The organism is Fastidiosibacter lacustris (assembly GCF_003428155.1).
Lineage (GTDB): Bacteria > Pseudomonadota > Gammaproteobacteria > Francisellales > Francisellaceae > Caedibacter > Caedibacter lacustris.
This window is the reverse complement of record NZ_QLIR01000005.1, coordinates 1-16,546: the sequence shown is the minus strand read 5'-3', so window position 1 is coordinate 16,546 and position 16,546 is coordinate 1. Positions and strand designations below refer to the sequence as shown.

Annotated in this window: 12 protein-coding genes and 1 pseudogene; 4 read left to right on the top strand and 9 right to left on the bottom strand. The window is 35.2% G+C overall.

The annotated features are described in order from the left end of the window. Window positions 1-627: 627 nt before the first annotated feature. Together DNJ77_RS03665 and plsY are read left to right on the top strand one after the other, a co-directional pair. Window positions 628-2,886 carry a hypothetical protein gene (locus tag DNJ77_RS03665; protein ID WP_116963651.1) on the top strand — a complete coding sequence of 753 codons (2,259 nt, stop codon included), beginning with the start codon at window positions 628-630 and terminating at the stop codon, window positions 2,884-2,886. A 110-nt stretch (window positions 2,887-2,996) separates the two neighbouring features. Continuing rightward, the gene (gene plsY, locus DNJ77_RS03660; RefSeq protein ID WP_116963650.1) at window positions 2,997-3,587 is read left to right on the top strand and encodes a glycerol-3-phosphate 1-O-acyltransferase PlsY; all 591 of its coding nucleotides are present in this window, start codon (window positions 2,997-2,999) and stop codon (window positions 3,585-3,587) included. A gap of 157 nt (window positions 3,588-3,744) precedes the next feature. Here plsY and nadB read toward each other — a convergent pair whose 3' ends face one another. Continuing rightward, a complete protein-coding gene (nadB, locus tag DNJ77_RS03655) occupies window positions 3,745-5,319 on the bottom strand; it encodes an L-aspartate oxidase (protein ID WP_116963649.1) in 1,575 nt (524 codons plus the stop codon). A 163-nt stretch (window positions 5,320-5,482) separates the two neighbouring features. Here nadB and DNJ77_RS03650 point away from each other — a divergent pair, with 163 nt between their 5' ends. Both DNJ77_RS03650 and DNJ77_RS03645 read left to right on the top strand, forming a co-directional pair. Further along, window positions 5,483-6,004: an outer membrane beta-barrel protein gene (locus tag DNJ77_RS03650; protein WP_116963648.1), complete on the top strand. Its 522-nt coding sequence runs from the start codon at window positions 5,483-5,485 to the stop codon at window positions 6,002-6,004. A 130-nt stretch (window positions 6,005-6,134) separates the two neighbouring features. Continuing rightward, window positions 6,135-7,538: a leucyl aminopeptidase gene (locus DNJ77_RS03645; protein WP_116963647.1), complete on the top strand. Its 1,404-nt coding sequence runs from the start codon at window positions 6,135-6,137 to the stop codon at window positions 7,536-7,538. On the opposite strand, the gene DNJ77_RS03640 is transcribed toward DNJ77_RS03645, so the two are convergent. The 8 genes and pseudogenes from DNJ77_RS03640 to DNJ77_RS03605 all read right to left on the bottom strand — a co-directional run. After that, window positions 7,522-10,605: an efflux RND transporter permease subunit gene (locus tag DNJ77_RS03640; RefSeq protein ID WP_116963646.1), complete on the bottom strand. Its 3,084-nt coding sequence runs from the start codon at window positions 10,603-10,605 to the stop codon at window positions 7,522-7,524. The genes DNJ77_RS03645 and DNJ77_RS03640 overlap by 17 nt on opposite strands. Window positions 10,606-10,608: 3 nt before the next feature. Further along, window positions 10,609-11,784 (bottom strand): efflux RND transporter periplasmic adaptor subunit, encoded by a 1,176-nt coding sequence (locus tag DNJ77_RS03635; RefSeq protein ID WP_157966579.1) that lies wholly within the window; start codon window positions 11,782-11,784, stop codon window positions 10,609-10,611. Window positions 11,785-11,909: 125 nt separating this feature from the next. Continuing rightward, window positions 11,910-12,851 (bottom strand): alpha-L-glutamate ligase-like protein, encoded by a 942-nt coding sequence (locus DNJ77_RS03630; protein ID WP_116963644.1) that lies wholly within the window; start codon window positions 12,849-12,851, stop codon window positions 11,910-11,912. After that, window positions 12,852-14,441 (bottom strand): UUP1 family membrane protein, encoded by a 1,590-nt coding sequence (locus tag DNJ77_RS03625; protein WP_116963643.1) that lies wholly within the window; start codon window positions 14,439-14,441, stop codon window positions 12,852-12,854. Window positions 14,442-14,482: 41 nt separating this feature from the next. Beyond that, window positions 14,483-15,133, bottom strand: a complete 651-nt coding sequence (locus DNJ77_RS03620; RefSeq protein ID WP_116963642.1) for an ATP-dependent zinc protease family protein — start codon at window positions 15,131-15,133, stop codon at window positions 14,483-14,485. Between the two features lie 566 nt (window positions 15,134-15,699). After that, window positions 15,700-15,993 (bottom strand): CRISPR-associated endonuclease Cas2, encoded by a 294-nt coding sequence (gene cas2, locus DNJ77_RS03615; protein ID WP_116963641.1) that lies wholly within the window; start codon window positions 15,991-15,993, stop codon window positions 15,700-15,702. A 10-nt stretch (window positions 15,994-16,003) separates the two neighbouring features. Then, the gene (gene cas1 / locus DNJ77_RS03610; RefSeq protein ID WP_116963640.1) at window positions 16,004-16,408 is read right to left on the bottom strand and encodes a CRISPR-associated endonuclease Cas1; all 405 of its coding nucleotides are present in this window, start codon (window positions 16,406-16,408) and stop codon (window positions 16,004-16,006) included. After that, window positions 16,405-16,546, bottom strand: a pseudogene (locus DNJ77_RS03605) (IS5/IS1182 family transposase); the annotation flags it as partial. The gene cas1 and the pseudogene DNJ77_RS03605, both read right to left, overlap by 4 nt.

Genomic DNA, 16,546 nt, shown 5'->3' with positions numbered 1-16,546 from the left:
CCAAATACTCATAGAATGAACGACTAATGCTGGATTGTTCTAGATAATCTGAATTTTTAATGACTTTAATGACTTCTAACAAGTTATCGAGTGTCACATGAAATTTTTTTTCAGGGATGCGCTCGTTACATCCGAGTCATATATCAGAACGACAACGTGGTTTAAATAATTCCTCTGCCAATAGTTTCTCATCCGCATTCCTTGTTAAATAACAAAAAACTACATAAATTGGATAAAAACATAATTTTAACTGATCGTCAACTGAAAACTCCCAAATTGTAGCGGATAAATAAACTGTCCTCAGAAAGAACGTATGAATTGTTTAGTCCAGCTCATAACCAGATATCACATTGGTAAATTATTTTCTGAAAATAAAGGATTAATATTTAATAATATTGATTATCTTAGTTAACGCAGATACGCTAAAACAGTTAGATAAAATAAAAGCTATCGGTATTGATGATATAACAGGGATAAAGAAACAATGTTCATCATTTTGTCTGTTTATCTACCCATTCCATTGTAGAAAATTTGTCAATATGTTAACAATATATTAATAGGTAATAAAGTGAAATTATATTTCGAAACCATAAGATTTATTGACATACTAGATATTTAGGAAAGGTTATGCCAAAATTTAATTTTTTAAATATACCTGATAACGACTCCCCAATTAAATTAGTAAAGGCAGTTAGTGAGAAATTGGGTAACGTAAACGTAGGTACGGATGTTCAAAGTTGTTACTTTGATTTTCAAGGGCAAGTGTTAGCAGAAAGCAAACTCAATAACAAAGATGTATTAATTGCTTTTGACCTTCATCAAGCAACTGATTTAGTTAAGCAGGATTTAACTGGTGGAATGCACAGTTTTTATACCCAATTAAAACGAGAACTTAAGAGTTTAAAGCTATCAGAACAAGAACTATTTTCAAATTTTAAAGCGTTAATTAATTCAGATTGCCGTTTTAGTGTTATTCCCATCCATAAGGAAATGTATTTTCACACTTTACGTTCTGCTAATGCATCGACAGCAGATAACGAGAAAGCCAAACAAGCGTTTAGATTTGCTTACGACCACGTTTATCAGTTGATTAATGCAGATATGGCAAACTATCTGAATCAAGAACGACGTAATTTGCAAGCCTTAAATCAATTTATTGATAAGCAGCGAGTTAAGTACGCAACGGTGGCAGAAAGCATGGTAATGAGTCATTTAGTTTCTGACCAAACACCTTTACGTAATGCACAAGCAAGAAAAGAAATCTTGGAAAAACATACTGCTGCAAATATGGACTTTGTCTCAACAAATTCTCTAAGTGGATTACTTACCCATGTTAGCGGCTCTGACCAGTCTTCACATAGCAAAAAAGAGCAACTTCCTGCCTTTATGCAGATTGATCAATATAATTTAAAAGAAGATATTAAAGTTCAATCTCAGTTTCGAGTACCATCTCTAACAATTCCTAAAGGAGATAATATTGCCAACGATTTTCAGGACGAAAATGGTCGGAATATTCGACCAATTGATGCTCAAATTCGGGATTTTATCGATAATCAAGATTTTAGTGATCCTATAGTTTATAACTTATTGACGTCCCTTCCTGTTGGTATAGATTCAAATAGTCAAGAAGCTGCGGCCAAAAAGATTTTTAAGGCAATGCACGTTTATAATGCGAACCGAAATAATCAGAGTGAAAATAGACCCTTGTTTTATGTGATGAATCTTCCGATCAATCAACATACACACCGCTTACGCTATGATGGTAGCACGTCACAACGAGAAGCTTTATTACTTGCCGATTTAGCTATGTTAAATACAGTAGCGCAAGATGTAAGGTTTTCAGTGAATTACGAAAATAGCACTCTTAGTGTGCATGATGCTATAAATAAGCTTTACACAGCTTATTTAGATACTCCAAACAGAGATGAGTATTTTTCATCATCACCTCAAGGTCGCCAAGCAATAGAGTTTTTCACTCAATTCAAAGATCATAACCTTGTCTTAGCAAGCAACGATAATGCTACTTTAATTAAAAAAGCTTTTTTAAAATTATATGCTGATAAGTATAAAGGCACAGCTATTGATGATCAAAAAGAGTATGGGAGTTTAGCTCAAGCTTTATTTCTAGCAGCGACGAACAACCATAACTTAAAAGGTTGTAAGAGTGCAAATGAACGTTTTTTCTATATAGAAAATATCAACAATTTACTACTTGCTTTCAAAGAAGCTACATTGCAACCAGATATTCGAGGGCAGATAAAGGAAGCATTAACGACATATGTTAAGGGTGGTTCTGCGCAAGAATTTGCTCTTGCAATACATAAGATTAATGATCAATGTAATGCGTATAATGCAGGAATGATTCCTTCGTGTATGGATACAGGAACTCCAAAATGTAATACTGCTCCAGGACAAGGTTTGGCTGTTGGAGGTATTAACACTAATTACTTCGTTGCGAACGAATATCATAACATCTCGCAATCTAAGGCAAGTGCAGTTCAGGCTCATAGTGGTAAAATAGCGAGTCGTTTAGATAAATTGCAAACAATAACTGAAGAAAGGTTAGCACGTTATAAGCGAAATTATACTCAATTAAACCCTGCTAAACTTGCACAAGCAGTGATAGGTGATTATGTAACAGGTTCTTGGCGTTGGGGTTCTCATTTTAAGCAAACTGGACGAGATTTTTTGCAAAATACCAACAATAATTTTCTTAATAAAAATGAACTGACGAATGAGGATAAAAAGGATCTTTTAAACGCAATACGAGATTTGCAAACACAAATCCAAATGTCGAGTGATTTTGGTAAAACTAGCTCATTTAACACGAGACTGATCTTTCTAGAAAGTAAAATAAATGAACCGTATATTGAGCCCACGCTTTAGGGTTTGGAGCTAGTTAAGTTTTAATAAGACAACCCTGATTTAAACTTGACTTCATTATAAAAAGCTTAGACACTCCCTATACTTAAAACTCTCTGATATTGGCTTAAATTATGTTTATCGTCATGCTTATTATTGGCTATCTTCTTGGTTCTATAAATAGTGCCATTCTCACCTGCAAACTATTAGGTCTTCCGTCCCCTAGAACAATTGGTTCTGGTAATCCAGGAACGACAAATGTTTTGCGTTTAGGCGGTAAGAAAGCGGCAATAATTACCCTTTTAGGAGATGCAATTAAAGGCTTTGTTCCAGTTATAATTGCCCATGTTATTGTGTTAAGCAACACTGAAATTGGATACGTTGCCTTAGCCTCTGTAATCGGTCATATATTCCCGATTTTCTTTAGCTTTAAAGGTGGCAAAGGTGTTGCCACTTTAATCGGTGTAATGCTTGGTTTTTATTGGATAATTGGGATAATTTTCTTAGCTGCTTGGCTATTATGTGCGCTTATTACCAAATACTCCTCACTTTCTGCTTTACTTGCCACAATCATCTCATCGATTTGCATCATCTTTATGATGAACTTTAACAGTGCATTACCTTTTTTAATGATTACGATTATCGTATTTGTGCGCCATCATGAAAATATTAAACGTCTGATAGATGGTACAGAAAGTAAAATAGGTCAAACGAAAAAGCAATAATGTTTTTGTTGTCATGTCTAACTTTATTTGACTCTTAACTCTTTGTTTTTCTCATACTAAATGCGTACAAATAACACATGTAACACGCAATAAAAAACGCCAAATAGTGAGGCATGGCACTTGATTCAAAAGCACAATTTTGAAATAAATTTCTATCCTAACTTTTGGCGGGATGCAAAATAGTTGGCTTTAAGAACCTTGGGTCTTTTTGTTTATAATCTAAGGTGTAGTGTAGACCTCTACTTTCTTTTCTACGCATTGCTGACTCAATCATAAGCTCAGCAACCAGCACAAGATTTCTAAGCTCTAACAAATCAGCAGTAACCGTAAAGTCTGAGTAATAATCGTAGACTTCCTGACGTAATAGCTTAATCCGGTTCATTGCTCGCTGTAGGCGCTTATTACTACGCACAATTCCAACATAGTCCCACATACAACGACGCACTTCTTTCCAATTGTGACGAATAAAGATTGCTTCATCTGAATCTTGAACAAGTGCATCATCCCAAGCAGGTAAGTTAATGATTTTATCAAATTCTAAAAGCTTACGTTTAATATCTTTTGCTGCTGCAAAGGCATACACTAAGCATTCAAGAAGTGAATTACTCGCCATGCGATTAGCACCATGAAGCCCAGTATAAGTCACCTCACCTGCTGCATATAGACCTACAATGTCAGTTCGCGCCTTACTATCAACCATTATCCCACCACAAGTATAGTGTGCTGCAGGTACAACAGGAATTTGATCTTTAGTTAAATCAAAACCATATTTTAAAAGCTCTTCATAAATCATTGGGAAGTGAGTCTGGATAAACTCTGGTGATTTATGTGTAATGTCTAAATAAACACATTCTAAACCATATTTTTTCATCTGTAAGTCTATTGCTCTAGCAACAATATCTCTTGGTGCAAGCTCAGCCCGCTCATCGATTTGAGGCATAAATCGTTTACCATTAGGTAAGCGTAAATATGCCCCCTCACCTCTTAATGCCTCACTTAATAAAAAAGATCCTGCTTTGGGATGATAAAGACAAGTGGGGTGGAATTGGTTGAACTCTAAATTAGCAACTCTACATCCTGCTCGATAAGCAATTGCAATACCATCACCACTTGATACCACAGGATTAGTGGAATATTGATAAACGCGTGAAGCACCACCTGAGGCAAGCACAATCGCGCGCGCTGAAAAAGTTTCTATTTTATTTGTCTTTAAATTAAGTGCATAGGCACCAACACAACGCTGCTGCTGTAATATCAAATCAACAACATTATAGTATTCAAAGACTTGGATATTTTTATTGTTTTTGATCAAAGTTGTTAGGGTTGTTTGCACTTCTTTTCCAGTTGCATCTGCTGCATGTAAAATGCGTCGATAAGAATGCCCCCCCTCCATTGTTAAATGGTAATAATTCTCATGTTTACTATCTAAGGTAAAGTTAACCCCTTGATTAATTAACCACTCAACACAGCTTTTGGCATTTTCAACCGTAAAACGTACAGCTTCTTTATCGCACAAACTATCACCTGCAATAAGCGTATCTTGAATATGAGACTCTAGCGAATCACCTTTGTCCATTACAGCTGCAATTCCACCTTGCGCGTATAGGCTTGAACCATCACCTAGTGCGGATTTACACAAAATAGCGACTTTACAGCTATCTGCCAAATTAAGAGCAGCAGTAAGTCCAGCAGTTCCAGCGCCTATCACTATTACATCTATTTCATCAAGCATCTTTATTTAATTTTATTAAACTCATGGAGTGAGGAGATTATACTTTAATTTCATGTTTGTGAGTTAGTATCTCTTTATTTTTAGGTTTCACACACTATTTTTACACCTAAAACCACTTTATAATACAAAAATACTCCTTCCTAATTGTTTAAAAGAGCTAAAAATGTTTAAAAAAATAATACTAATAAGTGCGATTTCTGGAGTTTTACTCACAAGCGCACATGCGGGGCTTTATGTTGGAACGCAAGTTGGTATAAGTCATTCATCTAGTGAACTTAAGGCAGATAATAATGCTACAACAGGTGTTTTATTGGGTTATCAATTTCCTATTTTCCCATTGTTAAAATTAGGAATTGAAACCGAATTTAACTACCTCAACAGCATGGTTAAACAAAACGGTCAAACCGGCAATTTAATGACAATCCCATTTTATGCAACTGCTAACCTAAACCTACCACTAGGACTAAACTTGACTGCTAAATTAGGTTATGCATATAACCGCATTAATGGTGTTAATGAAAGCGCCTTTCCTAATACATTATGGCGCCCTGCTGTTGCTATTGGTATCGGATACCAAATACTTGGATTTAATGTCTTCTTTCAAAGCAGTCGCTATTTTCTTTACAATCGCGGAGAACAACCTTTTGCTGATGCCTATACCTTTGGTGTAACTTATGAATTTTAATGATTTTAGTGCATCTGTGTGAATTTGAAAACTTTGCATAAAATATGCGAAACTTATACCACTTGAACAACTTAGAGTTTGCCTAAAATCACTTTAACAAAATTTAAAACAAATCAATTAAGGGAAATCTATGCACATTTATGCAGTTACTAGCAGCAACTTAACAACAGAAGCTGTATTTATATTTGAAGATACACAAAGCAACATTGATGCTATTCAAAAAGCACAAGAGAAGGGGCTTTTCAAGGCAAAAAATGCAAGCAGTTATTTTGTGTTAAGTAATGGAAAAGCTTACATTGCGATTGGTTTAGGCAAAAAAGACAAGCTCAATATAAGCACGATTCGCAAAGCTATCGGTGCGCTTTACACTCAACTTAAATCGCTGAATATTGATTCCTTTTCTATTGATAGTACACTTTTGGGAGATCATCATAGTCGCCTATTTGTTGAGTCATTTTTAAATACAGCTTATGTTTTTGATCAGTTAAAGTCGGAAAAAGAAACTTTTAAACTGAAACAAATTGATATTACAACTTATGCGATTGAAGAAACCAAACATGATATTAAAATTGCGCAAGCCATTGCCAATGGTCAAAACTATGCCAAAGACTTAAAAAACTTGCCTGCTAATATCTGCACCACAGACTACTTACTCAATGAGGCAAAAAAACTCACCGATGCACACAACAAATGTAGCCTTCATTACATTGGTGAAGATCAAATGCTTAAGCTTAGCATGGGCTGTATTACCGCAGTAGGTCAAGGCTCAAAGATGCCAACTTATATTGCTTGTATGGAGTATTATGGTGGTAATAAAGATGATAAGCCCATTGTACTTGTTGGTAAAGGACTAGTCTTTGACACAGGTGGGATATGTCTTAAGCCATGGCAAGGCATGGGTAGTATGAAAATGGACATGGGTGGAGCGGCCTCTGTATTTGGCACAATGAAAACCATTACTGAGCTAAATCTACCAATTAATGTTATTGGTGTTGTGGCATTAGTTGAAAATTCAATTGATGGTAAATCATATCGTCCAGGTGATGTCTTAACCAGTATGAAAGGCATTACAATTGAAATTGGTAACACTGATGCTGAAGGTCGTTTAGCGCTATGTGACGCTTTGACTTATATTGAACGTTACAATCCAAAAGTCGTCATTGACATTGCTACTTTAACTGGAGCGATGATTGTATCATTAGGCGGTGATTTAACAGGCTTATTTGGTAATAATGATGCTTTAGTCAATGATCTTAAAATTGCTTCACAAGAAAGCTATGATCCAGCTTGGCATTTACCCTTGTATGAACCTTACCATGAACATTTGAAAAGTGATGTGGCAGATATGAATAATATTGGGGGAGCAGCCGCTGGCAGTATTACTGCTGCCTTATTCTTGTCTCGCTTTACCGAAAATTATACATGGGCACATTTAGATGTCGCCGGCAGTGCGATGAAAGGTTTTGAAAAAGCAACTGCAACTGGTCGTCCAGTACCATTATTAACACAATACATTATCAATCAAACAAAATAGCATTTTTTCTATTCGCTAATAATATCTTTTTCTTCTTGTGATCTAGTGGAGATAAAATCACATAGGCAACAGGAACGATTAACAACGAAAAAACCGTTCCAAAACAAAGCCCACCAACGATCACCCAACCAATCATATTGTTCGAAATATTTCCTGCTCCTGTTGCTAGTGCTAATGGAAGAGAACCTAACACCATTGCAGATGTTGTCATTAAAATAGGACGCAAGCGTGTAATGGCCCCGACTTTAACTGCTTCAACAAGACTGACTCCCTCTTTGAAGTTTTCGTTTGCAAACTGAGTAATTAAAATTCCATGTTTACTAATCAAGCCAACCAGCGTAATTAAACCAATATTTGTAAAGAGGTTCAAATTTCCACCTGTTAATAATGTTGTAATCAAAGCGCCAACTGTAGATAAAGGCACAGTCAACAAAATAATAAAAGGATCGACGAAACTCTCAAACTGGGCAGCCAATACCAAATAAATAAAGATCAATGCCAAAGCAAATAATCCAAACATAGTTCCATTTGAAGATAAAAATGCAGCCATACGTCCACCATAGTCAATACTCGCCCCATTGAGTTGAGTTTGACTAGCAATTTTATTCACCGCATTATAAACCTCACTCATGCTATAACCATCGTTAATATTGGCCGTAATCTGAGCCGTGTTAACCCGATTATATCTAAAAAAACTACTTTGTCTGACTTCTGGTTTGATCTTGATTAAATTTGATAATGGAATCATTAGACCTGATTTACTTGGTACATAGATTTTATCTAAACTACCAAAACTTGAAAGGTCTTGTAAATTCATTTGCACTAATACTTGATAGCTTTTTTCATCAGTCTTGACATCGGTAATATGTTTCCCACTCATTAAAATACTAAAAGTATCTGCAATATTCTGTGGATCCACCCCAACACTTGCAGCCAAATTGCGTTGAAACGTTACATTATAAGCAACGTTATCAAACTTAAGACCATTATTAACGTTATTTAAACCTAGATACTGCATAAGTTTACTAGTAAGCACATCTGCTGCCTTGACTAAATTCTCAACAGGTCCGACATTATGAAGATAAATAATTAAATCTGAACTATCTGCATCTGGTCCAAAGCTCACAGGATCGGGAATATTCATACTCACCTTTATACCTGGAATTTGTTGAGCTTCTTTGAGAAGATTTGGAATGATTTCTTGTGTTGGCACCTTCCGCTTCTCTCCCCAAGGTTGCATCGTCACAAAATTATTACCTGAGCCTGAAAAAATATATTCGGCATTGTTTAAAATGTAGGGACTATCAGCATAAACACGCTTGCTCAATATGTTCATGTAGTAGTTTGTATAATCAAGTGCAGCACTTGGCGGTGAATTAATATTGGCCTCAAAATAACCAATATCCTCTTTTGGAATAAAGGATTGTGGCATAATTCTAAATAATAGATAACATAATCCAGCTAATAAAATTAGTAATCCTACCACCCAATATTTTGCTTTTAATACAATATTAAGTACTTCTCCATAACCAGCATTGAGCTTATCAAATGCATGGTTGAGCCAAATTTCAATTCTTGTTTCTTTTTCTCGTGCTCTAAGAATATAAGCACACATCATCGGTGAAAGAGTAAGTGCCACAAACCCAGAAATAAGTACGGAACCTGCCAATGTAAAAGCAAATTCTCTAAAAATAGTTGCACTAAATCCAGATAAAAAGCCAATTGGTGCATAAACAGCTGCTAAGGTTAAAGTCATTGCAATCACTGAGAAGCCAATCTCAGCTGAGCCTTCTATAGCTGCATTAAATGGTTTTTTGCCCATTTCGATATGTCTATGGATATTTTCTAGTACAACAATTGCATCATCAACGACAAGACCAATTGCAAGAATAATCGCCAATAATGTGACAACGTTGATGCTAAATCCACACAACAGCATGACACCAAAAGCACCAATCACGCATACAGGAATAGTTAAAATAGGGATAAGTGACGCACGAATACTGCCTAAGAAAATAAAGACAACAATCATCACCAAAATAATTGCTTCAATTAAAGTATCATACCCATCTGTTATAGATTTTTGTAAAAAAGTAGATTGATCATATACAATTTTAACTTCCATACCGTGTGGCAGATTGCCTTCAACTTTTTTTAGCTCTTTTTTAGCAAGAGCTGCTACCATAATTGGATTAGCATTATCTGTCGGTCTTAGCTGCACACTAATCGCATTTTGACCATTAATGAGCATTGGAGAATCGCTTAAGCTTGCATTGCCTAAGTCAATTTTTGCAATGTCTTTCAAATAAACAGGGGCATTAGGATCGTCTCTTACTACCAGATTTCTAAATTGCTGAGCAGTTTTTAAATCAGTATCTGAACTAATTGAAAAGTTACGATATTTTCCTCTAATACTACCCCCTGAAAAACTAATATTATTACTATTTAGTGTCTTTTGAACATCACTTATCGTAATGCCTAAAGCAGCCATTTTTTGCGGATTTAGCCAAATACGCATTGCATAATCACTAGCACCATATACCCAAACAGCGCCCATACCAGGGACAGATTGAAAAATAGGCATGATATTTCTTTGTACATAATCTCGAATTTGAGCTGAAGTCAAATCTTTATCCATCACACCTAAATTCAGTACGGGTCGCTCAACCCCGCCTTGGCTAATATTAGGGGAATTAATATCAGCAGGAAGCCTTTGTGACATAATACTAGAAATGTTGTCGCGTACTTGCCCCATCATATCAGTCATATCAGCGTCATCAGCAAAGGTTAAATTAATTGTGCTACTACCATATGAGCTTGTTGATGTAATTTTTACAAGTCCATCAATATTATATAGGGCATCTTCAACAGGAATAGTAACGTCATTTTTAATAAGTGTTGGCGAAGCACCTGAATAGGAAATAGATACCGTAGCAGTTTTTTGCTGAATTTTAGGAAAGTAGCGTATTTCCAAATAGCTAAAACCCACAATCCCTAACACGATGATCATAAGATTTAGTACAACCGCAAATACGGGTCTTTGAATACAAATTTTTGATAGTTTCATGCTTTAATTCACTATTTTAGTAGTTGAAATATTAGCATTTTCTTTCGTATGGATATGAATATTTACCTCTTTTTGTAGCTTATCAAATGACGGAACTGGAACATCTGAAAAGGTTATTTTTGCACCATTTATCAATTTATTACCGCCAATGGTAACCACCTCTTGCCCTTCTGCTAAACCCTTTGTAATCTGCGTCCACCCTTTGCGAATAAGCCCTGTTTCAATCTGAGTTGCCCTGACAGTATGGTCAGGATTAACAACATAAACAAAACTCCCTTGCTGATTTATTTGTATAGCCATATCTGGCAAAACTAGCATAGGTCGTTTTTCTTGTAAAACTTGTAATACAGACATAAACATACCTGGCGATAATAAATAATCATCATTCTTTACCTCGGCTTCTATTTCAAGCGTACCAGTATTGGTGTTAACTGTAGGAGAAATATAATTCACTATTCCCTTAAAGGTTTTTTCTGGATAAGTTTCTGTTGTTAGCTCAACTTCATTCCCAATTGCAATCTTTGGTTTCATTTCTGATGGAATGGCAAATCGAATTTTAAGTGGGCTTTCTTGCGTTAACTGCACAACGACAGTTCCTGCTGCAATATAAGCCCCTACGTCAAACTGATAGGTTCCTAATACACCTGTAAAAGGGGCTTGTAATTTATCCTGATTGACTACAACTTTTTGTTGATCAACATCTGCTTGTGCCTGTTGTAAACCTGCATATTTCTGGTCGATATCCTCTTTTGAAATTGCACCTGATTGCTCTAATAATTTGACCCTAGAGTAAGTTTGTTTTGCTAAATTAAGCTTTGCCTGTAAAGCCTGTAGATTCGCCACATTTTGTTGATCGTCAAGAGACGCCACCGTTTCACCTTTAAGTACTCGATCACCATTTTTAAAGTACTTATCTTCTAACTTACCACTATTATCAAAGCTTAAATTGACTTGTTTCACTGCAAGCATATGTCCTACTGCTGTAATTGTTTCAGGCACATTGATTTTCTCTACCTTTCCAACGTTCACTGCGACCGTTGGAACACTTTGTGCTTTATCTTGGGCATAAGATAAATTGAGTAAGAAACTTATTACGCTCACCAGCATTAGGTTCAGAAATACTTTTCTTAGACTTCTTACCATTAATTCATATTTATTTTTTAATACAATAGCGTTCATTGCTTTATACTTCATTGTTTTAATATAGATTACATTTCTTTATAAGTTAATTTGATTATAGCTTTTACGTTACAATAATGTCTAATAAACGATAGCTTGTAGTTCTAAATTTCCAAACGTTTGTTTTATAAACGATCAAGCACATATTTAATTCGCTCTTCTTTTGTCATATCTCCATTTATCACAGGCTTAATCAATTTATAACGCTCGATCAATCCAACTTGGTTTGCAATTTGGATATTAAGTCCAGGACGAGCATTTAATTCCAACATAAGTGGTCCATAAACCTTATCCAGTACCAAGTCTACCCCCAAATAACCAAGCTTAGTCATATCATAGCAAGCACTTGCAATATCTAAGCATTTCTGCCAATAAGGTATGGTAATACCTTCCACCTCATGCAAAGTATCTGGATGGTGAGTAACGATCTCATTGTGCCAAACACCATGCAAAGTTATACCTGTTTTTAAATCAACACCCGCTCCAATTGCACCTTGGTGTAAGTTTGCTTTACCATTGGATACTTGAGTAGGTAAGCGCACCATTGCCATCACCGGGAAGCCTTTGACTAAGATAATCCGAATATCAGGCACACCCTGAAAAGCAACTTTAGCAAAAATTGGATCAAATTGAATAAGATATTCAATCATTGCCTTATCTGGCCGACCACCTAGCGAATACGCACCACTTAATGTTGTTGAAGTATGATATTTTAACTGGTCCAAAGTCATAAGCCTACCATTGGATAATCTATAACGATTATTGATAAAATGAGTAATAACCAAAATGCCTTCACCACCTGCTCCTTGAGCAGGTTTAATTACAAATTGACTTCTACCGGTAAGCATCTTGTCTAAATTTTTATTATCGTGCTCTGAATGAATCACGCCATATAATTCAGGCACATTAATACCATGCTCTAATGCAAGTTTTTTACTCTTTAATTTATCATCAACAAGCGGATAAAATTTGCGATTATTAAATTTTTTAATATAAGATAGGTTACGCTCATTAATACCTAAAACACCAGACTTGCGTAATGCTAGCCATTTGCTTATCCACCACATTTAGACCCCTTTTCCTTTTTCTTTGCTACTTGCTTTTAATGCTAGCGCTTCAAAACGATATAGCTCAGTCAAACGATACCCTCGATAACGCCCTATTAACAACATAACAGCCATCACAAGAAGCAATAAGCCCGGGAAAGTAAAAAACCAATACTCCAGGTAGTTATTAAAAATGAAAACATAACAAACCGTTGCTGCAAGCAAACTACCAAGCGCAATTTTAATTGTTTCTGTGCTACCACGCTCATCCCAAGTTATTGACAAACGTTCAATTGACATTGTCAGAATCACCATTGGAAAGAGTGTAATTGATAAGCCTTGAGATAGTTCCATTTTATGCATCACAATACTAATCAAAGCCATCGTTAATACTACAACTGTCAAGATCATTCCAAGTCTCGGCACTACAAGAAGTTGTAGTTTTTCAAAATATGTTCTAAAACTTAATCCCAAAATAACAACCAAAGAAAAAAGCACAATTCCCCAAATTAAAGTTGTATCTTTAAATGCCAAAGCAATTAGTACAGGCATAAATGTCCCTAAGGTTGGCACGCCAATAATAATACGCAAAACTAAAAGTATTAACACACCAAAGGGTACCACTAATATGATTTTATAAATCTCTTGTGTCTGCGCAGGAAGGTTTAGCAACGAAAATTCATAGACATTTTGCTTCATTACATTATTTCTTAAATCTAAATAACGCTCCATTGGAATACTTTGCTTTGTTGCAGTAAATGAGACAATTTTTACCGTACCACCTTCAACATCCACAAAATTGCCATTGCCCATCCACCATACCATTGCTTGCATATTTGGATCATCAATGGGGGCACCTGATTTTACGTCAAATACATGCCATGCATTGTCATAATAAACATTGACCCATACTGGCAAGTTTTTTAAGTTCAACTTACCTTCATATTGATAAGGTACAACGTGTAATAACACGTTAGGTAAATGCAGCTGTGTTAACAGGTAATTGAGCAATTGCGCTCGACCTTTTGCTGTTGGTTTACCATTAGTCATTTCCTGCCAAAAATATAAATTACCATCATCGTTAACAAAATTAATGGTTTGAGTAACTAAAGTTGTCGAATCAGCCGATTTTTCTGCAATGTCTTTTGCTGTTGTCAAAAGCGTAATAAGCTTTTTAGGTTCAAGAGCGTTCTTTATTTTTTTTTTCTCCTTTCCTAAATCAGGAATAGGGGGCTCAATAAAGCTTGAATTACTTGCAACAGTTACATCATAAATAATTGTCTGCTTTGAACTAACTTCACTTTTTGACAAAACTGCCACTCTATTATTCTTATTTTCTGAACGTAAAATAATCTTACCAAAACCAGAGGCATTAATATTTTCATCTAATACATCTGATTTTTGCAAATTTGGTACAACCAGGTTCACCTTTAAAGATGAATTTGTCGTATCAGGTAAGATTTGTAATTCAGTATTAAATTTCCAAGTCATATTTTCATCATTTGGCCACCAGGATAACCCCAGCTTATAATGCTGATATAAAGTAAAACCAATCCCTGCTAGCAATAAAATAATTAATAGGGTAAAAAATTGTTTATTAACTTTACTCATAATATATCTATCCAAGTATCAATTGATTTGCTTACTTTATACTAATTTGTTTCTTCTTCTTTTAATTTTTCACTATCAATCGTCGTTTCTATCTTTTGCACTTTATTTGTTGATGCGTCTTTAGATTTTTGCTTTATTTTTTCGTTCTCTTTTTCCAAAAGCTTAATACAATCATCTAGATTTATCGTGAATTTTTGACCAGGATCAACTACAGCATTTAATTTAATTAACGCCTTTCGACCTAATAACACAGGATATTTAAACCTTGATCTATCCGTTAGATTCATCTCAATATTATAAATTTTTCCATCAAAACAAATAGGCATGTCAACAACAGGTCGCTCATCATATCGTTCTTCTATATTCTCACTTAGACGATTTTTAATTTTCATGTCACGCTTTAATGGTAAATCATAGGATTTTTTTCTAGACTTATCCGTTTTTTCATCATCTTTAATCATCTCGTGCATTACATCAAAGCGGATATAATTTTGACCATCTTTATCATAAATATAAATATTAGTTACTGAAATAGATGATATACCTGCACCCGTGTCAAGTTTTGCCTCAAGGATAGTCTGACTTGGTAAAAGCAAAATCTGTTCAACATAACCATAACCTGTTTTAATATTTGCCATCACACTTCCTGCTGCTAAAATGATACCCATTGCAGTTAAACATTTTTTTATCATATTATCCTATCTTAAACTTAATTCTTTTGGTTCTTTTACTGTTTATTCAACCTAACCATTCCAATGCAGGCTAGTATAATTATAAAGTCTTTATCGTGCTAGTCGAAGTACTAGCAAACCAAGCGTTTAATAAAAACATAGATTTATTAGAAATTAAGGAGTAATTCAATTAAATTTCATAGAAACAATCAGCAACACTTAGTAAAAAACAATTTATCACCCAATATCGGAGTTGAGTTATGATGTCTTAATCCACGCACCCATGCGGGGTGCGACAAGAATCGCAACTTGTATTTGCAATTAAACAGTTGGTTTCAATCCACGCACCCATGCGGGGTGCGACTGCATAGATAATCAACCTTGATTTTATTAGCTGTACACAAGCTTATTCGCTAACCTCTAAAACCAAACTATCTACACAAGTATTAATGTAACATATAAACGCTTAAGGGCAAGCAGAAACTTAATCGCTAAAGGTATAGAAAAATTATGAGCACAGCACATTAGCGAATGATATATTTTTCAATTGTTAAACATCAAATTACAGCTTAGGAAGCTAAGCATTTTTATAGTATCAAGACAGATTTAAATACATCTGGCGCTTTTTTAGCACCGAAATGCTCAACCTTATTATGCCCATTTTTACCAAGCTTATAAAAACCTAAACTGTCTACATCTGCATCATAGATATCCAAAAGCTTTGCTTTTAATATACACCATTGATCTGAACTGACATCACACTCAAATACCGAATTCTGTACTCTTATACCATAGTCCAAACAGACTTCAGCAATTTTTCTTAATCGTTTACTACCTGTCTCATCTTTTAACGATACATCATAGGTTATTAGAATAAGCATGTTTATTTCCTTAGCGTGGCACAAATGGTGGATATTCTTGCAAGTCCCCCCTTAAATGCCTTGCTAAAAGCAGAGCTTGAATATGTGGTAAAAGACCAATTTGTACTTCTTCACCTAAAAACGGATGCTGAATTTTTTCCTGCTTACGAGTCTGTAACGTAGTCAGTAAAAGCTTTCTGGTATCGTCTTTTAGCTTTACTGCTCCACTTACTTCTACTTCAAAATCCTGTGGTTTAATCTGACGACGATTAATTAAACTTAATACCATACGATCAATAAACCAAGACCGAAATTCTTCTAGAATATCCTGAGCCAAACTATCTCTACCTGAACGCACTTGATGTAAAAACCCCATTTGTGGATCAAGTCCTACACCCTGCAAAGCTGCACTAATAGAGTTCTTTCCAAACCTCAATTAGTCAATTCAAAGTTGTAAATTCCCGTTATTAAATTAAATCGAAGTCCAAACCTTTTTCGTCTATTCCGATATTTGTCGGCAATAATTTTAAAACGTTTTAACATGCCTATTACGTTTTCATTTAGTACACGGAGA